General features: G+C 69.4%; 18 protein-coding genes. 12 read left to right on the top strand and 6 right to left on the bottom strand.

All coding sequences use genetic code 11. The features are described 5' to 3' along the window. Positions 1 to 4: 4 nt before the first annotated feature. Positions 5 to 379: a hypothetical protein gene (locus AC07OY_RS19260; protein ID WP_495044231.1), complete on the bottom strand. Its 375-nt coding sequence runs from the start codon at positions 377 to 379 to the stop codon at positions 5 to 7. Then, positions 376 to 750 carry a hypothetical protein gene (locus AC07OY_RS19255; RefSeq protein WP_495044230.1) on the bottom strand — a complete coding sequence of 125 codons (375 nt, stop codon included), beginning with the start codon at positions 748 to 750 and terminating at the stop codon, positions 376 to 378. Before AC07OY_RS19255 ends, AC07OY_RS19260 begins: the two co-directional genes overlap by 4 nt. 138 nt (positions 751 to 888) lie before the next feature. On the opposite strand from AC07OY_RS19255, the gene AC07OY_RS19250 reads away from it, so the two are divergent. Further along, a complete protein-coding gene (locus tag AC07OY_RS19250) occupies positions 889 to 1,164 on the top strand; it encodes a hypothetical protein (RefSeq protein ID WP_495044229.1) in 276 nt (91 codons plus the stop codon). Here AC07OY_RS19250 and AC07OY_RS19245 read toward each other — a convergent pair. From AC07OY_RS19245 to AC07OY_RS19235, 3 genes are all read right to left on the bottom strand, one after another. Then, positions 1,145 to 2,581: a DUF1501 domain-containing protein gene (locus AC07OY_RS19245; protein ID WP_495044228.1), complete on the bottom strand. Its 1,437-nt coding sequence runs from the start codon at positions 2,579 to 2,581 to the stop codon at positions 1,145 to 1,147. The two genes, AC07OY_RS19250 and AC07OY_RS19245, sit on opposite strands and share 20 nt — an antisense overlap. Before the next feature lie 8 nt (positions 2,582 to 2,589). Further along, positions 2,590 to 5,061: a DUF1549 and DUF1553 domain-containing protein gene (locus AC07OY_RS19240; protein ID WP_495044227.1), complete on the bottom strand. Its 2,472-nt coding sequence runs from the start codon at positions 5,059 to 5,061 to the stop codon at positions 2,590 to 2,592. 141 nt (positions 5,062 to 5,202) lie between these two features. Then, the gene (locus AC07OY_RS19235) at positions 5,203 to 7,902 is read right to left on the bottom strand and encodes a TonB-dependent receptor (protein ID WP_495044226.1); all 2,700 of its coding nucleotides are present in this window, start codon (positions 7,900 to 7,902) and stop codon (positions 5,203 to 5,205) included. Positions 7,903 to 8,201: 299 nt separating this feature from the next. On the opposite strand from AC07OY_RS19235, the gene AC07OY_RS19230 reads away from it, so the two are divergent. The 9 genes from AC07OY_RS19230 to AC07OY_RS19190 all read left to right on the top strand — a co-directional run bounded on the left by AC07OY_RS19230 (position 8,202) and on the right by AC07OY_RS19190 (position 16,691). Further along, the gene (locus AC07OY_RS19230; protein ID WP_495044225.1) at positions 8,202 to 8,702 is read left to right on the top strand and encodes a rhodanese-like domain-containing protein; all 501 of its coding nucleotides are present in this window, start codon (positions 8,202 to 8,204) and stop codon (positions 8,700 to 8,702) included. Then, positions 8,677 to 9,360: a cytochrome b/b6 domain-containing protein gene (locus AC07OY_RS19225; protein ID WP_495044224.1), complete on the top strand. Its 684-nt coding sequence runs from the start codon at positions 8,677 to 8,679 to the stop codon at positions 9,358 to 9,360. The genes AC07OY_RS19230 and AC07OY_RS19225 overlap by 26 nt, the downstream gene beginning before the upstream one ends. 71 nt (positions 9,361 to 9,431) lie before the next feature. Beyond that, complete coding sequence (gene ggt / locus AC07OY_RS19220; RefSeq protein ID WP_495044223.1) at positions 9,432 to 11,153, top strand: gamma-glutamyltransferase; 1,722 nt, start codon at positions 9,432 to 9,434, stop codon at positions 11,151 to 11,153. Positions 11,154 to 11,213: 60 nt separating this feature from the next. After that, entirely contained in the window at positions 11,214 to 11,696 is a 483-nt protein-coding gene (locus AC07OY_RS19215; RefSeq protein ID WP_495044222.1) for a hypothetical protein, read from the top strand. A 9-nt stretch (positions 11,697 to 11,705) separates the two neighbouring features. After that, a complete protein-coding gene (locus AC07OY_RS19210) occupies positions 11,706 to 13,727 on the top strand; it encodes an alkaline phosphatase (RefSeq protein ID WP_495044221.1) in 2,022 nt (673 codons plus the stop codon). Continuing rightward, the gene (locus AC07OY_RS19205) at positions 13,724 to 14,323 is read left to right on the top strand and encodes a TVP38/TMEM64 family protein (protein WP_495044220.1); all 600 of its coding nucleotides are present in this window, start codon (positions 13,724 to 13,726) and stop codon (positions 14,321 to 14,323) included. The genes AC07OY_RS19210 and AC07OY_RS19205 overlap by 4 nt, the downstream gene beginning before the upstream one ends. Positions 14,324 to 14,442: 119 nt before the next feature. Then, positions 14,443 to 15,207 carry a class I SAM-dependent methyltransferase gene (locus AC07OY_RS19200; RefSeq protein WP_495044219.1) on the top strand — a complete coding sequence of 255 codons (765 nt, stop codon included), beginning with the start codon at positions 14,443 to 14,445 and terminating at the stop codon, positions 15,205 to 15,207. Then, a complete protein-coding gene (locus AC07OY_RS19195; protein ID WP_495044218.1) occupies positions 15,204 to 16,007 on the top strand; it encodes a DUF2520 domain-containing protein in 804 nt (267 codons plus the stop codon). Before AC07OY_RS19200 ends, AC07OY_RS19195 begins: the two co-directional genes overlap by 4 nt. Positions 16,008 to 16,136: 129 nt before the next feature. Next, complete coding sequence (locus AC07OY_RS19190) at positions 16,137 to 16,691, top strand: protein phosphatase CheZ (RefSeq protein WP_495044217.1); 555 nt, start codon at positions 16,137 to 16,139, stop codon at positions 16,689 to 16,691. On the opposite strand, the gene AC07OY_RS19185 is transcribed toward AC07OY_RS19190, so the two are convergent. Beyond that, the gene (locus AC07OY_RS19185; RefSeq protein WP_495044216.1) at positions 16,688 to 17,509 is read right to left on the bottom strand and encodes a M90 family metallopeptidase; all 822 of its coding nucleotides are present in this window, start codon (positions 17,507 to 17,509) and stop codon (positions 16,688 to 16,690) included. The two genes, AC07OY_RS19190 and AC07OY_RS19185, sit on opposite strands and share 4 nt — an antisense overlap. 113 nt (positions 17,510 to 17,622) lie before the next feature. On the opposite strand from AC07OY_RS19185, the gene AC07OY_RS19180 reads away from it, so the two are divergent. Next, positions 17,623 to 18,039, top strand: a complete 417-nt coding sequence (locus AC07OY_RS19180; protein ID WP_495044215.1) for a YciI family protein — start codon at positions 17,623 to 17,625, stop codon at positions 18,037 to 18,039. Beyond that, a complete protein-coding gene (locus tag AC07OY_RS19175; RefSeq protein WP_495044214.1) occupies positions 18,036 to 19,193 on the top strand; it encodes a YbfB/YjiJ family MFS transporter in 1,158 nt (385 codons plus the stop codon). Before AC07OY_RS19180 ends, AC07OY_RS19175 begins: the two co-directional genes overlap by 4 nt. Positions 19,194 to 19,198 lie beyond the last annotated feature (5 nt).

The following is a 19,198-nucleotide window of genomic DNA, read 5'->3' as shown; positions in this document are numbered from 1 at the left end:
TTCCTCAGGGGAAGGGCTTGTAGGGGTCGTGGCAGTCGTTGCAGGCCAGCGCGATGGCGCGCGCGGCCTGGCTGGCGGCCGCGGGATCGCCCTGGGCGAGGTGGAAGGGAATGGCCGCTGCGTGCCGCTCGCCGTCGCGCGAGATGGCCGCCGCATCGGCGGCCGGGTAGTCGCGCTCGAAATAGGCCGCCATGTCGGCATAGAGCTTCTGCAGCGCCTGGGCGTCGGCCACGGCTGCGTCGCCGCGGCCGGCGGCCAGGTGCTTTTGCACGCTGACGCTCTTGTTGTCGATGGCGCGCATCCACACCGCGAAGTCGTGGCGAGTGGCGGCCTGGGTCAGCGGCGCGGCGAGCAAGGCAAGGAAGAGGAGGCGCTTCATTTGGGTTTCTTGTAGACCTCGTGGCAGGTCTTGCAGCTGCGCGTCAGCTCGCTGAGCGCGTCCATGGCGGCGTCGTAGTTGCCGGCTTCGACGGCGGTGGCGATGGCGGTGGCATGGGCCTGGGACTTGCGGGAGAAGTCGACGCCCCGGGCTGCATCGGCCTTGGCGCTGAAGTGGGCTTCGACCTGGCTGAAGTAGCGGGCCAGCTCGCGCGCGTCGTCCAGGGCCTTGCGGTCCTGCAGGCTGATGCGGGAGTCGAGGTTGTGCAGCGTGTCCTCGGCGTCGCGCATGCTGTCGGCGTCGACCTGGGCGGCGAGGACCGTCGTGGCGATGAGCACCGGCAGTAAGCAGAGGTATTTCGGTAAGTTCATTGGGTTGCCTTTGCCGGAGTCCTCATGACTCGCGTGCAGTGCCGTGGGAATCCATGCAGCGTCGCCCGAGCGACGCGGCTGTTCGGTATTCCTGATGAGCACGGCGTGCAGCCGCGCGTTAACAGGTGCAGTGCGGCGATGAGCGCCGCCGGTGACAAGTCAGACGCGAGAGCGCAGCGGTTCGCATCGACCCGAGATGACGGTGTGAGTTTTCGCGCGCCGCTATTGGCGTCATCTCGCCAGAGTGCGGTTCAGGGCCTCTTCTTTGGTGACTTTCTTCTGGCCCCGCAGAAGAAAACCGAAGGTTTCGGCGAAGCCAAAGTTACCCGGCCGCCGGGACGGACCCCCGGCAATGCAGCGATGAAACGCACCCGCTCGCAACAGCAATCTCACATCAAGCCAGGATCTCCTTGATCACGTCCCCGAACACCGTCGTCGCCTTCTCCGCACGACCCTGATGCGCAAACACCAGCTTCTTGTGGTTCAGCCCCAGCTGATGCAGCAGCGTCGCCTGCAGGTCATACGTATCGACAATCCCGGACTCAGCCCGCAATCCGATCGCGTCGGTCGACCCATACGTCCCAGGCTTGATGCCGCCCCCCGCGACCCACTGCGTATAGCCCCAGGGGTTGTGGTCGCGCCCGTCGCCGCTCTGTCCATACGGCGTGCGACCGAACTCCGACGCCCAGACCACCAGCGTCGTCTCCAGCAAACCTCGCGCCTTCAGATCGGCCAACAACGCCCCGACGGGCTGGTCCACCTGCTTGCACATCACCGCATGGTTCTTCTCCAGCCCGTTGTGCGCATCCCAGCTGTCCACGCTGTTGTCCGGCGCACCAGAAATCACATGCACGAACCGGACGCCACGCTCAACCAACCGACGCGCGCGCAGCAGCGCCGTGCCGTACTCGTCCGTCTCCTTGGTGCCGATGCCATAGGCCGTCTTGGTGGCCGCCGTCTCCTTGGCCAGGTCGACGGCCTCGGGAGCGGAGACCTGCATGCGGTAGGCCAGGTCATAGCTCTTGGCGCGCGCCAGCAGCTCGGTGTCGCCGGGATAGCGCGCGGCGTGCTCGGCGTTCAGCGCGCTCAGCAGGGCCAGCTGTTCCTTCTGCTCCTTCTCGGTGATGCCCTCGGGACGCGCCAGGTGCAGGATGGGCGAGTCGCCCTTGCGGAAGGGCGTGCCTTGAAGTGCCGCCGGCAGGAAGCCGCTGCTCCAGATGACGGCGCCGCGGCCGCCGCCGGCCGCGCCCACGCCGGTGGGCAGCACGACGAAGGCGGGCAGGTCCGGGTTGGCCGAGCCCAGGCCGTACTGCACCCAGGAGCCCAGGGCCGGGCGGCCCGGCACCAGGCCGGCGGTGTGCAGCTTCAGGGAGGCGATGACGTGGGTGCTGCCCTCGGTCTTGCTGCCCTTGAGGAAGGCGATGCTGTCGGCTTGGCTTGCGATGTTGGGCAGCAGGTCAGACACCCAGGCGCCGGTCTCGCCGTGCTGCTTCCAGGTGCGCTTGCTGGCGAAGAGATTGCCCACGCCGCCGTCGGTGGCCGTCTTCAGGTCCTTGCCGAAGCTGTCGGGCAGGGGCGTGCCGGCCAGCTTGATGAGGTCGGGCTTGTGGTCGAACAGGTCCAGGGTGCTGGGCGCGCCGGCCATGTGCAGCCAGATGACGGCCTTGGCCTTGGCGGCGTGGTGGGGCTGGCGCGGCGTCGTCGGGTCGAACAGCTCGCTGGCGAAGGCCGAGGAGAGGCCGCCGAAGCTGCCGAAGCCGAAGGCGCCCGCGGCTGCGGAGCCTGCGGCGGTGCCGAGGAAGTGGCGGCGGGAATGATGGTGATGGCTCATTTCAGACCTCAGAAGCGATAGGTGAACTCGTTGGTGTTGACCAGGGTGTGGACCAGGTCGACAAAGGCGGCGGCGCGGGCCTTGCTCTGGCCCTTCAGCGGGCCGGCCGCGGGGGCGGCTGCGACCGTGCCGCCGCCGTCGTCCGGCGACTCGCCGGCCGCCGTCGTCTTGCGCTTGGCGGCCTGTGCGTCCAGGTGGGCCAGCAGCGCATTGCGCTCGTAGCGGTCGGGTTCGCGCTGGTAGGCGGCCTTGTAGAAGCCGGCGATCTGCTTGGCCAGCTTGGGGTCAACGCCCCAGCCTTCGGGCAGATGCACCTTCTTCACCGAACCGGCCTGCCCGGCCTGCAGCGTCTCCTGCGAGTTCAGGAAGGCGACGAGCTTGTCCTTCTCGGCGGCGGTGGGCTTGCGGGCGAACAGGATCTCGTAGACGCGCTCGATCTGCGCGGCCTCGTTGGGCCCGGCCTCCTGGATGACGCGGCCAGCCAGGGCCTGGCTCCAGCCCAGCACCAGGTCGCTGTTGACCAGGGCCAGGGCCTGGGGGGCCGTCGTCGTCACGTCGCGCTTGAAGTGGGGCGACTGCGGGTTGGCCCAGTCGAAGGTCTCCAGCAGCGGATAGGGCGAGTTGCGCAGCACGAAGACATAGAGGCTGCGGCGGTGGTGGTCGCGCGGGTCCTCGGACGTCTGCCAGCGGTTGCGTTGGCCGCCGATGTCGAAGTTGGGCGGGATGGGCGGATAGACCGCCGGGCCGCCACGCGTCTCCTCCAGCAGGCCGGAGGCCGCCAGCAGGGAGTCGCGCAGCTGCTCGGCCTCCAGGCGCTGGCGCGGGAAGGCCCACAGCAGCTTGTTGTCCGGATCCTGTTTCACTTCACGCGCCTGGCTGGCCTGGCGGTAGGTGCTGGACAGCAGGATCTGCTTGTGCAGGGTCTTCACGCTCCAGCCGTTCTTGACGAAGTCGGCGGCGAGCTTGTCGAGCAGCTCGGGGTGGGTGGGCTTGGTGCCGGTCTTGCCGAAGTCGGCGCTGGTCTCGACGATGCCGCGGCCGAAGAACTGGGCCCATTGGCGGTTGACGAAGACGCGCGCCGTCAGGCCGTTGTCGGGGCTGACCAGCCAGTTGGCCAGGGCCGTGCGGCGGCCCGACGAGGTGGCGGTGGGCTGAATGCTGGGCGTGGCGTCGGTCAGCAGGGCCGGGAAGCCGGGCTGCACTTCCTGCAGCGGCCGGTCGTAGATGCCCTTGAACAGCACGCGGGTCGGCGGCGAGTCGGCGCCCAGCTCCACCATCGTCGAGATCGCACCGGGGTCCTTGGGCTTGAGCGCGTCGAACTTCTTCAGCTGCTCGCCCAGGGCCTGGTACTTGGCGTAGTTGTCCTTGTCCCGCGTGCGCATCTGGTTCTCGGCATTGCGCGTGCGGCCTTGCATGGTCCAGAGGTTGCGGTGATAGATCCAGCGGTCATAGGCATTGCGCTCCGACGCCGGCTTGTTGATGGACTCACGCGTGGCCGGCACGAAGCCCGACAGCCGGTCGCTCTCCAGCTTGTCGATGGTGGGCTTGAGCAGGGCGTCGCGCTGCTCGCGCACCTCCCTGGTGGCCGCCTCCCACCTGGCGAGCTGGGTGTCGTAGTCGGCCTTGGCCTTGCCGCTCAGCGGCGAGACATCGTCCTTCCAGCTCGCGTTGGAGAAGAAGGCCTGGAACTGGAAATACTCCTGCTGGGTGATCTTCTCGGTCTTGTGGTCGTGGCACTGGGCGCAGCCCAGGGTGGTGCCGAGGAAGACGGCGGAGACCGTGTCGGTCAGGTCGTTGGCGACCTCCTGCTTCTTCAGGTTCAGGTCGCGGGCGTTGATCTCGTCGGGCAGGTTGCGCAGGAAGCCGGTCGCGATCAGCGCCTCGTTCCTGTCGGGCCAGAGCTCGTCGCCGGCCAGCTGCTCCTTGACGAAGCGGTCAAAAGGCTTGTCGGTGTTGAAGGCGTTGACGACATAGTCGCGGTAGCGCCAGATATGGGGCCGGGTGCCGTCGGTGTTGTAGCCGTCGCTGTCGGCATAGCGGCTCAGGTCCAGCCAGCGGCGCGCCTGGCGCTCGCCGTAGCGCGGTGAGGCCAGCAGACGCTCGACGAGCTTGTCGTGCGCCTTGGGCGATTTGTCGCCGACGAAGGCATTCACTTCCTCCGGCGTCGGCAGCAGGCCCCAGGCGTCCAGGGTGGCGCGGCGGATGTAGGCGCGGCGGTCGGCCTCGGGCGAGGGGGCGATGCCTTGGGCCTCGAGCTTGGCCAGCACGAAGGCGTCCAGCGGCTGGCGCACCCAGGCCTTGGCCTTGACGGCCGGCGTGGCGAGCTGGGTGTTCAGCGGCGTGTAGGACCAGGGCCGCGGGCTGCCCTTGGTGAAGCCGCCGGGGGCGGCGTAATCCTCGGCGGGGCTGAGGGTGGTGACGCCGGCCAGCAGGGCAAAGACGGCAGCATGGGCGAGAGGGGCGATCCGGAACTTGGGCACGTAGGTCTCCCGATGGATGGACTGAGTCGGTCAGCGCAATAAGCGCGCCAGCAAAAGCGCCGCTTCAGGCGCCTTGCAGGGGGTGGTTTGCGGCTGCATCAACAGAGCGCTGCTGAAGCGCTGTTGATGCATCAACAGTGCTTACAACTTCGCGCTGAACTGCAGGCCGAAGCTGCGCGGCAGGGCCGGCGCATAGCTGGTGCTGCTCTGCGTGCGCACGGTGTCGTCGTCGAGCAGGTTGCGCACCAGCAGGGTCACGTTGAAGCTCTTGTTGCGCGTGCCGAAACCGATGCCGGCGTCCACCGTCGTGGTCTTGGGCACCACCGAGTAGGCCGACAGGCTGATGTCGGAGTAGTAGGACGACGCGAACGCCACGTTGGCCGTGTAGTTGACTTCGTGGCCGCCCCAGACCGGCTGGCGGTAGTCCACGCCGACATTGCCGCTCCACTTGGACGCGCCGGCCAGCGGGCGGCCCGACAGGTCGGTATAGGGCGAGGCGCCGGGGAAGCCGTTCTCCACCGGCTGTGGTGCGCGGTCGAAGCGCTTGTACTTGGCGTCGTTGTAGGCGCCCGAGAAGCGCACCGACAGGTTGCGGATGCCGCCGTACACGCCGTCCACCTCGAGGCCCTTGACTTCCACCTTGGGCGCGTTGCCGGTGGCGCTGGTGTAGTAGAAGGTGCCGTCGTTGGTCTGCGCGGTGGTGTACTGATCCACCAGGCGCACGCTCTGCTGATAGTCCTTGATGCGCGTGAAGAACACATCGGCGTTCAGGATCAGCGTCTTGTTGAACAGCGCCGACTTGAAGCCCAGCTCGAAGGAGTCGGTCTTCTCGGGCCGCACCAGCGCCGAGATGCCGTTGACGAACTGCGAGATGCCAGCCTTCTCGCCGTGCTGCAAGGCCGCATAGGCGGTCAGGTCGCGGTTGATCTTGTAGCTGGGGCTGAGCACCCAGGCCGGCTGCGTGGCCTTGTAGGGCTCGGCCTCGGTGGACGGGAACAGCACCCCGATGTTGGCCTTGCGAATGGCCTGCGCATCGGCCAGCTGGCGCTGCTGGGCGACGGTCAGCGCGGCCCAGCTGGCGGCGCCGAAGTATTTGGCGGCGGCCTTGTTGGCGGCCGCCAGCGCGCTGGCGGCGCGGGCGGCGTCGGTGGTGTCGGTGGTCAGCGTGACGGTGGGCGCCCCGGCGGTGCCGGCGGCGGCCTGCACCGCGCCCGGCGTACCTGCGGGCACGACGAGGCCGTCCTTCACCCAGCGCGCGGCGCCGGTGTTCAGGTAGCTGTCGAAGCCGCCGAGCAGCACGCCGTTGACGATGGAGGCGTTCAGCTCCTGCGCGCTGCCGTCGCTGGTGATGCGGCTGGTGCCGGTGGTGCGGCGGTCCTCGCGCGTGATGCGGGCGCCGGTGGTCAGCGTCAGCTCGGGCGTGAAGTGCCAGTTGGCCTGGGCAAAGATGGCCGCGCTCTTGTTGCGGATGTCCTGCACGCCGGTCGGGCTGTTGTAGGAGGTCTTCACATTGGCCAGCGTGTTGCGCAGCAGGTCGCGGCCGGCGCCGTCGGCGTCCAGGCGGCCGTACTGCGCATTGGTGGCGAACCAGGCACCGGCGTCGTTGCCCCACCAGCGGCGGTAGTCGACCTGGTTGTCCACGTCGATGAGGTAGAGGCCGGCCTGGTAGTCGACGAAGCCGCCCGGTGCCGACGTGAGGCGCAGTTCCTGCGTGGCCTGGCGGTAGTCGTTCCAGAAGCCGCCGGCATTGCGGTAGACGTCGAAGGGCGTGCCGTCGTCGTTGACGGCATTGAAATGGTAGTTCTTCCAGGCCGTGATGGACGTCAGCGTGTGGCCGGCCACCTGCCAGTTCAGGTCCAGCGTGGCGCCGGTGCTGCCGGTCACCAGGCCGCGCACGGAGTCGGTGGTCAGCGCGGTCTGGTACTCGCCCACGGAGTAGCCGGTGTTGTCCTTGAACCAGCGGCGGTTCAGGCGCTGCTCGTTGGTCAGCGACGTGATGGGCGCGCCGTTGGAATAGGTCGTCGGCGGGTTGATCTTGGGCAGGCTGCGGCCGTTGGTGGTTTCGCCGGCGCGCGGCTGCAGGTCGAAGGCAACGCGGGCCTTGAAGTCCGGCGACGGCGTCAGCAGGAACTGCACGCGGCCCGAGACGCGGTCGGTGTTGGTGTAGCTGATGTCGCGGTTGTAGGCGTTCTTGATGTCGCCCGCGCCCTTGTTGGCCGAGAAGGTGCCGCGCCAGGCCAGCAGGCCGTCGACGATCGGGCCGCCGATGGCCGCGGTGGCGAACAAGCCGTCGCGCTCGCGGAAGGCCAGCGTGAAGTCGGCGGTGGGTGTGAAGCTGGGGCGCTTGGTGGTGAAGATCAGGTTGCCCACGCTGGCGTTCTTGCCCAGCAGCGTGCCCTGCGGGCCGCGCGTGACTTCGATGGTGTCGATGTCGACGAAGTCGAAGCTGGAGGTCAGCGCGTTGTAGGCGTAGGAGACGCCGTCCACGATGATGCCCACGCTCGGGTCCTGGGCCTCGGTCTGGCCGATGCGGCCGATGCCGCGGATGGCGATGGAGCTGGTGCGCTGGTTGCCCAGGTTCCAGCTGACGTTGGCGGCACGCTTGGTCACGTCGTCGATGCTGACGGTGCCCAGGCGGTCGATCTCGGCGCCCTGGATGACGGAGATGGACAGGGGCACGTCCTGCAGCTTCTCGATGCGGTTGCGGCTGCGCACGGTGACGGCGCCGAGTTCCTGGGTTTCAGCAGCGGCGGGCGGCGTGGCGTCCTGGGCGAGTGCGCTGCCGGCGGCGAGGGTGGCGATGAGGGCGGTCAGCGGGTGGAGGCGATGTTTTCTGGTCATGGCATGAGGTGATCGAAAGAGGTGAGCCGATCACTTCATTGCAGGGAGCGTGCCCAATGCGGTGGGCGACTAAGCAAGCTCGCTTCGCGTTGGCAAGCGGGGTTGAGGCCGGTTTCAAGGCTCTGGTGACGCCGTCGGCCTTCGCTCGTGCCCCGGCTGCTGTTGCGGGATCAACAGCGCCACAGCAGGTGCTGCGCGTGCTGGCGCAGTTCTGAGGGCCGCGGCGCGCTTTTCGCGGCCCACGGGCTGGCACGGAAGCTGCGCTGTGAGGGGCGTCTGCCACTCACTCGCAAGCCTTCATGAAAACACTGCACACCCTGGCCCTGGCCACGCTGCTCGGCCTGAGCGCCCTGGCCCAGGCCCAGACCGCCGCCTCCGCACCCGCCGCTGCCGCCGAATGGAAGTTCAAGACCCAGCGCCTGAAGGCTGCCGAGGTCGATGCCCTGCTGGCCCAGCCGGACAAGCTGCTGGTGCTGGACCTGCGCCGCCCCGATGAGCTCATCAAGTACGGCAGCTTCCCGGTCTTCCTGAACATCCAGAACAAGGACCTCGAGAAGCACCTGGCCTATCTGCCCAAGGACCGGGCCATCCTGACCGTGTCCAACCACGCGGTGCGCGCCGGCCGTGCCGGCGACCTGCTGGCGCAGAAGGGCTACAAGGTGGCCGGCGCCACCGGCAGCGAGGACTATGAAAATGAAGGCGGCAAGGCCGTCGCCCACATCCAGGCGCCGGCACCGCGTGCCCAGGCCGAGGGTGGGGCTGCAGGAAGCGCCAATGTCGCAGCCGTCCGCCAGCCCTGAGGTGAGCGTCCAGGTGCGGGCCGACGTCGCCGTCTGGGACCTGCCGCTGCGCGTCTTCCACTGGGCCCTGGTGGGCCTGGTGACGGTGGCCATCGCGACCGGCCTGGCCGGCGGCGACTGGATGGCCTGGCATGCCCGTGCCGGCCAGGCGATCGCGGCCCTGCTGGTGTTCCGCCTCGGCTGGGGCCTGTGGGGCACGCGCTATGCGCGCTTCGCGCAGTTCTGGCCTGCGCCCGCGCGCGTATGGGCCTATCTGCGTGGGCGCTGGCAGGGCCTGGGCCACAACCCGCTGGGGGCGCTGTCGGTCCTCGCCGTGCTGGCCCTGCTGATCGCCCAGGTGCTGACCGGCCTGTTCGGCAATGACGAGATCGGCTTTGCCGGGCCCTGGTCGGGCTGGATCGAGGAAGAGTTGAGCCTGAAGCTGACCGGCTGGCACAAGCTCGCCGCCAAGCTGCTCTACGCCTGGCTGGGCCTGCATGTGGCGGCCATCGCCGTCCATGTCTTCATCCGCCGCCAGCCCTTGCTGCGGGCGATGTGGACAGGCCGGCAGGAGGGCTCGACAGCGGCCTCGGCCGGTCCGACGCCCTGGCCCGTGGCCGCGGTGGCCGCCTCGGTCGCGGTGCTGGCCTGGGGGCTGCTGACCTGGTCGGGCAGCTGAGCGATTGAGGGGATGGCCCTGCACGGGCCGTGGCATTAGGGTCGGCGTCATTTCCTGACGGAGACCCGGTGATGAGATCCCTGATGAAGCTGCGCCTGACCACGGTCGCCCTCTTTTGCGTGGCCACCCTTGCCCACGCGGCCTCGCAAGCGCCGGTGGCGGCCGAGAACGGCATGGTGGTCACGGCCCAGCACCTGGCCACGCGCGTCGGCGTGGACGTGCTGAAGGACGGCGGCAACGCCGTGGATGCGGCCGTGGCCGTGGGCTATGCGCTGGCCGTCGTCTACCCCGCCGCGGGCAACCTCGGCGGCGGCGGCTTCATGACCCTCCAGATGGCCGATGGGCGCAAGACCTTCCTCGACTTCCGCGAGAAGGCGCCGCTGGCCGCCACGGCCCATATGTATCTCGACAAGGACGGCAACGTCGTCAAGGGCTTGAGCACCAAGGGCCACCTCGCCGTGGCCGTGCCGGGCAGCGTGTCGGGCCTGGAGTACGCGCTGGCCAAGTACGGCACGATGAAGCGCGCCACCGTCATCGCACCGGCCATCCACCATGCCGAGAAGGGCTTCGTGCTGGACCAGGGCGACATCGACATGCTGCACACGGCCACCGACGACTTCCGCAAGGACGCGGCCACGGCGGCCATCTTCCTGAACCAGGGCGAGCCCTGGCAGGTCGGCCAGAAGCTGGTGCAGAAGGACCTGGCGGCCACGCTGAAGGCCATCCGCGACAAGGGCGAGGCGGGCTTCTACAAGGGGCCGGTGGCGGCCGCCATCGTCAAGTCCAGCCAGGCGGGCAAGGGCATCCTGAGCCCAGCCGACTTCGACCAGTACAAGACGCGCGAACTGCCGCCGGTGGAATGCGACTACCGCGGCTATCGCGTGGTCTCGGCGCCGCCGCCGAGTTCGGGCGGCGTCATCATCTGCGAGATCCTCAACATCCTGGAGGGCTATCCGCTCAAGGAGCTGGGCTTCCGCTCCGCCCAGGCCGTGCACTACCAGATCGAGGCCATGCGCCACGCCTATGTGGACCGCAACAGCTATCTGGGCGACCCGGACTTCGTCAAGAATCCGCTGGAGCGCCTGCTGAGCAAGGAGTACGCGGCCAAGGTCCGCGCCGTCATCGAACCCAACAAGGCCGGCGTGTCCAAGGACATCAAGCCCGGCGTGTCGCCGCATGAGGGCAGCAACACCACGCACTATTCCATCGTCGACAAATGGGGCAATGCCGTCTCGGTGACCTACACGCTGAACGACTGGTTCGGCGCCCGCGTGACCGCGGCCGGCACCGGCGTGCTGCTCAACGACGAGATGGACGACTTCACCGCCAAGGTCGGCGTCCCCAACCTCTATGGCCTGGTGCAGGGCGAGGCCAACAGGATAGAGCCCGGCAAGCGGCCGCTGTCGTCCATGAGCCCGACCATCGTCACCCGGGACGGCAAGACGGTCATGGTGGTCGGCACGCCGGGCGGCAGCCGCATCATCACGGCGGTGCTGCACACCATGATCAACGTCATCGACTACGGCATGGACGTGCAGGAGGCGACGGACGCGCCGCGCTTCCACCAGCAGTGGCTGCCTGAGGCCACCAACCTGGAAGTGAATGCCTTGTCGCCGGACACGCGCAAGATCCTCGAGGGCTGGGGCCAGAAGTTCGCCGACCCGCAACCGGCCAACCACCTCGCCAGCATCCTCGTCGGCGCACCCCGGCTGGGCGGCAAGCCAGTGGGCAAGAACCGCTATTACGGCGCGAATGATCCGCGGCGCAACTCCGGTCTCGCGCTGGGCTATTGAGCTTCGTCATCGATTTGACACACGGCGACGCCAGCATGCAGCCCTTTGACTGGGGCCTGCATGCGCTCATCCGTCCTGCTGCTCGCTGCATCGCTGAGCCTGCTGCCGCTGACGGCGCCGGCCGCGCCGGTTGAACTCGGCTTCTCCGACTTCTTCTCCTCGCCCATCGGCCCGCGCGGGCTGGAGCCCACGGCCAAGCTGAAGGCCGCCGCGGGCCATGAGGTCCGCCTGGTCGGCTTCATGGTGCTGCGTGAGCAGCCCCAGGCCGGCCAGTTCCTGCTGACGCCGCGCCCCATCGCCATGGCCGAACACGCCGATGGCGAGGCCGACGACCTGCCCGCCTCCACGGTCACCGTGCTGCTGCCCGAGTCGCAAGGTGCGCGCTTCGTCGCCCACCAGACCGGGCCGCTCGCGTTGACCGGCCGCCTCGAGTACGGCCCGGCCGAGGACGCCACCGGCCGCGTCAGCTGGATCCGCCTGCACCTCGCGCCCGCGGCCCTCGCCGCGCAGGCCACTGCCGCCGCCTCTCCCCATTCGCACTGAGCTGTACCGATGAAACACACCCTGCTGCTAGCCGCACTCGCCACCGGCTCCGCCGTGGCCGCCCCCACCGTCACCCGCCTGACACCGCCCAGCGAGCTCTTCTCCAGCGGCCGGGCCGACCCCGTGATCGCCCGCTTCCTGCCCGGCCAGCGCTTCGATCTGCAGGCGACGATCAAGCCCGATGCCGGCCAGAAGATCACCGCCGCGCGTTATTTCATCGATGGCAAGCCGGTCGCGGCCACCGTCGCGCTGCGCGACTGCGCCAGCGGCTGCGTGAAGGGTGTCGACGCCGCCACTGCCATCGCCACCGTGCGTGCCGTCTCCAGCGCCGCCGCCGGCAGGCACGAGTTCAGCGTCGAGGCCACCCAGGCCGATGGCCGGAAAGTCGTCGCCAAGGGCAATTTCGAAGTCGTGCCCTTCACGGCCGCCCTCGGTCCCAAGGTGAAGAACATCATCATCCTGCTCGGCGACGGCATGGGCGCCTCGCAGCGCACCGCCGCGCGCCTCGTGCACGGCTATGCCCAGGGCAAGGCCCTGCAGCCCCTGGCCATGGACACGTTCACGGCGACGGCCCTGGTCAAGACCTCGTCGCTGAACTCCATCGTGACGGACTCGTCGCCGGGCATGACGGCCTATGTCAGCGGCAACAAGAACAACAACAACGAGGAGGGCGTCTTTCCCGACGATACGGTGGACGCCTTCGACAACCCGCGTGTCGAATACCTCAGCGAGTATCTGCATCGCAGCCAGGGCAAGCAGCTCGGCATCGTCACGACGGCCGACGTCTTTGACGCCACGCCCGCCGGCAACGCCGTGCACACCAGCAACCGCGGCGCGGGCACCGGCATCGTCGACCAATTCTTCGACGACCGCGCCCGCACCGGCCTGGCCGTGCTGATGGGCGGCGGCCGCAAATGGTTTCTGCCGGCCGGCACGCCGGGCTCCACGCGCACCGACAGCAATGACTACGCCTTCTCGGCGACCGACCCGCACACGGCCGAGATCGTCAGGCGCTGGGGCGCGTCGGCCGGCTCCCTGGACAAGGGCCGCGACCTGATCCAGGACTTCCAGTCCGCCGGTTTCCAGTACGCCGCGACCAGGACCGACCTGGACAAGGTCGACGCCGGCAAACCCCTGCTCGGCCTGTTCGCCTTCTCCAACATGAATGTGGCCCTGGACAAGATCAACGGCCGCCGTGGCGCGGACAAGAGCGGCCTGGGCGGCGCCAGCGTCGTCGACGACTTCGGCCTGCCCGACCAGCCCATGCTGGACGAGATGGCCGCCAAGGCCCTCGGCGTGCTGAAGCGTTCGCCCCAGGGCTTTGTGCTGATGATCGAGGGCGCGTCCATCGACAAGCAGGCCCACGCGATGGATACCGAGCGCTGGATGCTGGACACGCTGGAGTTCGACCGCGCCGTGCGCGTGGCCCAGGACTTCGCGGCCGAGCAGGGCGACACCCTGGTCATCGTGACGGCCGACCATGAATGCTCGGGCGCGGCGCTGATCGGCGGCTCCATGGTGACGGACAAGGCCCTGGTCGAGCTGGCTGCGAAGAAGGGCGTGCCCAACCTGCGCAACCAGGTGGTGGGCGTCTACGAGAAGGCCGGCTTCCCGCGCTACAGGATGGCGGCGGACGGCTACCCCGAGACCACTGACATCGACTACCGGCTGCTGGTGGGCTATGGCGCCAATGCCGACCGCTACGAGGACTGGCGCACCAAGAAAACGCCGCAGCGCGACAGCCAGCAGCCCTTTGCCAGCGATGCGCCGCTGAAGTGGTATCCGGCCAATGCACTGGAGCGCGACGACGCGCTGGGCGACTATCACGTCACCGGCCAGGTGCCCGGCGAGTCGGCCGTGCACACCGCCACCGACGTGCCGCTGTCGGCCTATGGCCCCGGCGCCCTGGCCTTCACGGGCGTCATCGACAACACCGACGTCTTCTTCAAGCTGGCCCAGGCAGCCGTGAAGGGCGTTGTCGCGCCGGCCGATACTTCGGGCTCCCGGAAGCCACCCAAGCCCAAGCGTTGAAACCCACCCAGCCCGCCACCCCCGCGCCTGCCCATCGGCGTTGGCGCTGGCTGGCGATCCTGGCCTTCGTGGCGGGGCTGTGGGCCCTGGTCGAGGTCAGCGGCCTGTCGCGGCAGTTCAGCCTGCAGGCCGTTCGCGAAGGCTTTGCGCAGCACCGGCTTTGGGGCCTCGCAGCCTTCACGGCGATGTTCGTGCTGGCCAATCTCGTGCACATCCCGGGTGGTTTCTTCCTGGCCGCGGCGGTGCTGGCCCTGGGGCCCGTCTGGGGTGCCTTGACGACCTATGTCGCCGCCTGCGTCGCCTGCACGGTGACCTTTGTCGTCGTGCGCGCCCTCGGCGCCGACGCCTTGCGGGAGCTGGACAGCGCCCTGGCCCGCCGCCTGTTCGCGAAGCTGGATGCCCACCCGGTGCGCAGCGTCGTCCTGCTGCGCACGGTCTTCCATTCGGTGCCGGCGCTGAACTACACCCTGGCCCTTTCGGGCGTGAGCCTGCGCGACTATGTGATCGGCACCATGCTCGGCCTGCCCCTGCCCATCCTCGTCGTCACGGCGCTGTTCGACACCCTGGCCGCCTGGCTGGGCTGGGTCACGCACTGACCCTGTTTGGCGCCGCGCTGGCCCTGCTTGGTCTGGCGTCTTGGGCATTCCGTCGCCGGGCTTGGACAGCGACGCCCCGCTCGCTCGATACTGGCCCTTCCCCAACGGAGACAAGACCCATGAAGACTTGGCTGATCGCCACTCTCTCCCTCGCCGCCCTCGGTGCCCAGGCCCAGGCCACGGACCCGCTGAAGGCCGCCGTCGCGGCCGACCACCGTTCGGTCGGCAATGTTGCCCGCGACGGCTTCCGCCATCCCTACGAGACGCTGGCCTTCTTCGGCATCAAGCCCACCGACACCGTCGTCGAGCTGGCGCCGGGCGGCGGCTGGTTCACCGAGATCCTGGCGCCCTATCTGCGCGAAGGCGGCCAGCTCTATGCAGTGGCCGGCGCCAGCACGCGCTTCAAGGCCAAGATGGACTCGCTGCCGGTCTACGGCAAGGTCAAGATCACCACCTTCGACCTGGCCAAGGGCGAGACGGAGATTGCTCCGCCCGGCAGCGCCGACGCGGTGCTGACCTTCCGCAATGTGCACAACTGGATGGACAACGGCAGCGCGCAGGCCGTGTTCGACGCCGCCTTCAAGGCGCTGAAGCCGGGCGGCGTGCTGGGGGTGGAAGAGCACCGCCTGCCGGCTTCGCGCCCGCTGGATCCCAAGGGCAAGAGCGGCTATGTGCATGAAGCCACCGTCATCCAGTTCGCCGAGAAGGCCGGCTTCAAGCTCGCCGGCAAGAGCGAGGTGAATGCCAACCCCAAGGACACGGCCGACCATCCGGACGGCGTCTGGACCCTGCCGCCCACCTATGCACTCAAGGACAAGGACCGCGCCAAGTACCAGGCCATCGGCGAGAGCGATCGCATGACGCTGAAGTTCGTCAAGCCTTGATCCACGCGGTCGTTGGTTACGGCCGGCTGGCGCGGGCCTTGGTGCCCGCGCTGCAGGCGGCCGGCCAGCAGGTTGTCGTCGGCCGGCGCTACCCCGTCGGGGCCGAGCTGGGCCAGGTCCAGGCCGCCCGGGCGGCGGACTGGGTCTGGCTGACCGTTCCCGATGACCAGATCGCCGCCACGGCGGCCAGCCTGCCGTGGCGACCGGGCCAGCTGGCCCTGCATTGCAGTGGCGCCACACCCTTGTCCGCCCTGAGCCCCGCCCTGGCCGTGGCGGGCTTCCATCCCTTGAAGCTGCTGGCTGGCGATGCCGGATTGGCGGGCGTGCATGTCGGCATCGAGGCCGATGCCGTCCATGGCCCGGCGCTGGAGGTCCTCGCCCAGGCGCTGGGCATGCTCCCGCTGATGTTGCCGTCGCCCATGACCCCGCAGGCCCGGGCGGCCTACCACGCGGCCGCCAACCTGGCCGCCAGCGGCGTGCTGGCCGTGCTGGCCGAGGCGCAGGCGCTGTGGGGCGCGGCCGGCCTGGCGCCGGCGGACGCCCTGGCCGCGCTGGCGCCGCTGACGCGCGGCGCCCTGGACACGGCCCTCGCCCGCGGCCTGCCGGGGGCGGTTTCCGGCCCCATCGCCCGCGGCGACACCGGCGTGCTGGCCCGCCATCTGGACGCCCTGGCCACGGCCGGACTGGAGGCCGACCTCTTGCGCGCCCTGGGCCTGAGGCAGCTCGCCCTGGCCGAGGCGGCCGGGCGCCTGGATGTGGCACAGGTCACGGCCCTGAAGGTCCTGCTGTCGGCGCGCTGAATACGTTTGCATGACAGCGTGACAAAGGCCGCGTTCGGCCGTGGGTCAGGCATTTGCCTGGCGCGCCCCCGGTCCTAAACTGCCCTGAGTCCCGTCGCTGTTGCCGGGGCTCACCCCAGGGAGTTCCAGATGTCCGACGCATCCATCCAGGCCGTGATCCGGGCCGACGCCGCCCAGGTCCTGCACGATGTGGTCGAGGAACTGCCGGATGCGCGCGAGCGCCTCCTCTATGTGCGCAGCATGACGGAGCAGGCCGCCACCAAGGTGCTGAACCTGGTCGAGGCCGCCGCCGACGACGCCGAGGCCGTGCGCAAGAAGGGCCGCGAGCTGTCCGACGCGCTGAACCGCCTGGCCCTGTCCAGCAACATCAGCCCGGACCGTGCCCGCGCGCTGATGAAGCTCTGCGCCGCCTACGCATCCGATGCCGCGAGCTTTGCCGCCCGCGAGAAGTCCCTGCACACCGAGATCATGATGTCGCAGGACTTCCAGGATCTCTCCGGCCAGGTCATCAACAAGGTCAGCCGCATGCTGGAGCGCGCCGAGCCGCCGCTCAAGGATCTGGTCCAGTCCCTGCCCGCGCCGGTGGCGGCCGCCACGCCCGAAGGCCTGGGCGGCGTGCAGACGCCCGACAAGGCGCTCAAGCAGGACGACGTGGACGATCTGCTGGCCAGCCTGGGCTTCTAGTTCCAGGAGGCTGGGTCGAGCTTGTAGTAGCCGCTCAGCTCGCCATACAGCGCCGGGTGACCGGCCGCCAGTTCGATCGGCCGCTCGAAGAACAGCTCGCTGATCACCGCGAAGAATTCCGCCGGGTCGGTCGCGCCATAGGCGTCGATCAGTCCTGGCTCGCCGCGCGCCAGCCGCCAGCGCAGCGCATCGAACTCGTTCTGCATGACCACCGACCAGCGCCGGTAGGCCTCGGCCGTCGGCAGGGCCGGGGCGCCATTGGCCGGGCCGCCGGCCTGGTCGAGCTGGTGGGCGAATTCATGGATGACGACGTTGTGGCCATCGCCCGGCGTCGCGGCACCGCGCTTCACTTCATCCCAGGCCAGCAGCACCTGGCCCTGGCTCCAGCTTTCGCCGGCCAGCGCGCGGCGCTGGTCCGACAGCACGCCGCCCGATTCGGTGACCGGCCGGTCGACGACAAAGGCGCCCGGATAGACCAGCACCTGGCGCAGTTCCGGGTAGATGCCGCGCGCCGAGCCCAGCAGGGGCAGGCAGGCCAGGGCCGCGATGGTCACGCGCACCTCGTCGGTCACGCGCAGGCCGCGGCAGCCCAGGATGGGCTTCTCGGCCAGGAAGACCTGCATCAGCCCCTTCAGCCGCAGCTGCTGGCGGGCCGGCAGGCGCGACACCAGCGGCACATGGCGGCGCAGCAGGCGGCGCCAGGCGGTGGGGAAGGGCCGGCTCGCGATGCGTTCGCGGCGGCGGCGCACCCACAGCGGCCACAGCGCGATGCCGGCGGCGGCGAGCAGGACGAGGCAGAAGCAGATGAACAGCGGCATGCCCGGCAACTGGGCCCGGCAGCGCGCATTGCAAGCCCCCTCGAATACCCGGCCACGCGGCTGAGGGAGGGGCGGCGCATAACATGGCCCGCGTTCAAAGCCCCGGAGCCGCCATGCCGCCTTGCCTCGCGAGAATCCCCCGCCGCTGGACGCTGGCCCTGCTGCTGGCCCTCGGATCGGGCGCCCAGGCGCAGACGCAGGCAGCGCCACCCGCCGCCGACGCGCCGCCGCTTTTCGCCATCCAGGTCCGCAAGGGCGCCAGCTGGGACGAGTCCAGGCCGCCCCAGGCCCAGGCCCAGTTCCGCGAGCACAGTGCCCATCTGAAGAAGCTGCGCGACGCCGGCAGCCTGGTCATGGGCGCGCGCTACTCGGACGTCGGCCTGCTGGTCGTCACGGCCGAGAACGAGGCCGCGGCGCGTGCGTTGATGGACGGCGACCCGTCGGTCGCGGCCGGCACCTTCGCCATCGAGGTCCATCCCTTCAATGTCTTCTACGGCGGCAGCGTGCAGCCGCGGCCGCGCCGCCCATGACGCAGGCGCCGCTGCGCGCCTGGCAGGTCCTGCTGGGCGGTATCTGCGCCCTGGTGCTCACCATTGGCCTCGCGCGCTTCGCCTACACGCCGCTGCTGCCGCAGATGCATGCCCAGGCCGGCCTGGGCGTGGCCGACGGCGGGCTGCTGGCCGCCATCAACTACGCCGGCTATATGAGCGGGGCCCTGCTCGCGGCGTGGATAGAAAGCCCGCTCTGGCGCCGGCGCCTGTATGTCTGGGCCCTGCCGCTGGCGCTGCTGATCACGGCGCTGATGGGTTGGAGCACAAGTTTCGGCGCCTGGGCGCTGTCGCGCTATGTCGGCGGCCTGTGCGGCGCGGCCGGCATGCTGCTGGGCTCGGGGCTGGTGCAGGGCTGGCTGATCCGCTCGGGGCGCCGGCCCGAGCTCGGCATCTATTTCATCGGCCTGGGCCTGGGCATCGTCGTGTCGGCCCTCGGCGCCATGGGCATGACGGGCCTGGACCTCGGCTGGGCCGCGCAGTGGCAGGGCTTTGCGCTGCTGGGCCTGGCCTTCCTGGTACCGGCCTGGATCTGGCGGCCGCCGGTGCCGCCGCCGGCGACCCAGGCTGCGGCGGGCGAGGCGCCGAGCCGGCGCTGGATGGCCTTGATGGTGGCGGCCTATTTCTGTGCAGGCTGGGGTTTCGTCATCAATGCGACCTTCACGGTCGCCATCGTCGAGAAGCAGCCGCTGCTGGCGGGCCAGGGGCCCTGGGCCTGGCTGCTGGTGGGCTTGGCGTCGACGCCGGCCGTCTTCCTGTGGGATCGCGTCGCGCGGCGCACGGGCGATGTCGGCGCGCTGCTGATCGCCTTGGGCGTGCAGATCGTCGGCGTGCTGCTGCCCGTGCTGGCCGATGGACTGGTGGCGGCCCTGGCCGGCGCATTGCTGTATGGCGCGACCTTCATCGGCATCGTCAGCCTGACCCTGGCCCTGGTGGGCCGGCGTTCACCCGCCAATCCGGGCAAGGCGATGGCCCGGTTGACGCTGAGCTATGGCGTGGCCCAGATCAGCGCGCCGGCACTGACCGGCCGCATGGTCGAGGCCAGCGGCAGCTTCGACGCGGCGCTGTGGCTGACGGCGGGCGTGCTGGCGGCCGGCATGGCCTGCCTGGCGGCGGTGTGGCGCCAACCCGCCTGAAGCGG

The sequence above is a fragment of the Roseateles sp. GW821-FHT09H10 genome, from assembly GCF_059415865.1.
Note: the sequence above shows the minus strand (reverse complement) of the source record. Positions and strands in the feature narration are given on the sequence as shown.

What these genes read in the sequence shown, in the direction of transcription:
- AC07OY_RS19255 (WP_495044230.1), bottom strand. Translation starts at nt 750, where the DNA reads ATGAACTTACCGAAATACCTCTGCTTACTGCCGGTGCTCATCGCCACG.
- AC07OY_RS19200 (WP_495044219.1), top strand. Translation starts at nt 14,443, where the DNA reads ATGAAGACTTGGCTGATCGCCACTCTCTCCCTCGCCGCCCTCGGTGCC.
- AC07OY_RS19260 (WP_495044231.1), bottom strand. Translation starts at nt 379, where the DNA reads ATGAAGCGCCTCCTCTTCCTTGCCTTGCTCGCCGCGCCGCTGACCCAG.
- AC07OY_RS19175 (WP_495044214.1), top strand. Translation starts at nt 18,036, where the DNA reads ATGACGCAGGCGCCGCTGCGCGCCTGGCAGGTCCTGCTGGGCGGTATC.
- ggt (WP_495044223.1), top strand. Translation starts at nt 9,432, where the DNA reads ATGAGATCCCTGATGAAGCTGCGCCTGACCACGGTCGCCCTCTTTTGC.
- AC07OY_RS19210 (WP_495044221.1), top strand. Translation starts at nt 11,706, where the DNA reads ATGAAACACACCCTGCTGCTAGCCGCACTCGCCACCGGCTCCGCCGTG.
- AC07OY_RS19225 (WP_495044224.1), top strand. Translation starts at nt 8,677, where the DNA reads ATGTCGCAGCCGTCCGCCAGCCCTGAGGTGAGCGTCCAGGTGCGGGCC.
- AC07OY_RS19245 (WP_495044228.1), bottom strand. Translation starts at nt 2,581, where the DNA reads ATGAGCCATCACCATCATTCCCGCCGCCACTTCCTCGGCACCGCCGCA.
- AC07OY_RS19190 (WP_495044217.1), top strand. Translation starts at nt 16,137, where the DNA reads ATGTCCGACGCATCCATCCAGGCCGTGATCCGGGCCGACGCCGCCCAG.
- AC07OY_RS19235 (WP_495044226.1), bottom strand. Translation starts at nt 7,902, where the DNA reads ATGACCAGAAAACATCGCCTCCACCCGCTGACCGCCCTCATCGCCACC.
- AC07OY_RS19215 (WP_495044222.1), top strand. Translation starts at nt 11,214, where the DNA reads ATGCGCTCATCCGTCCTGCTGCTCGCTGCATCGCTGAGCCTGCTGCCG.
- AC07OY_RS19180 (WP_495044215.1), top strand. Translation starts at nt 17,623, where the DNA reads ATGCCGCCTTGCCTCGCGAGAATCCCCCGCCGCTGGACGCTGGCCCTG.
- AC07OY_RS19230 (WP_495044225.1), top strand. Translation starts at nt 8,202, where the DNA reads ATGAAAACACTGCACACCCTGGCCCTGGCCACGCTGCTCGGCCTGAGC.
- AC07OY_RS19185 (WP_495044216.1), bottom strand. Translation starts at nt 17,509, where the DNA reads ATGCCGCTGTTCATCTGCTTCTGCCTCGTCCTGCTCGCCGCCGCCGGC.
- AC07OY_RS19250 (WP_495044229.1), top strand. Translation starts at nt 889, where the DNA reads ATGAGCGCCGCCGGTGACAAGTCAGACGCGAGAGCGCAGCGGTTCGCA.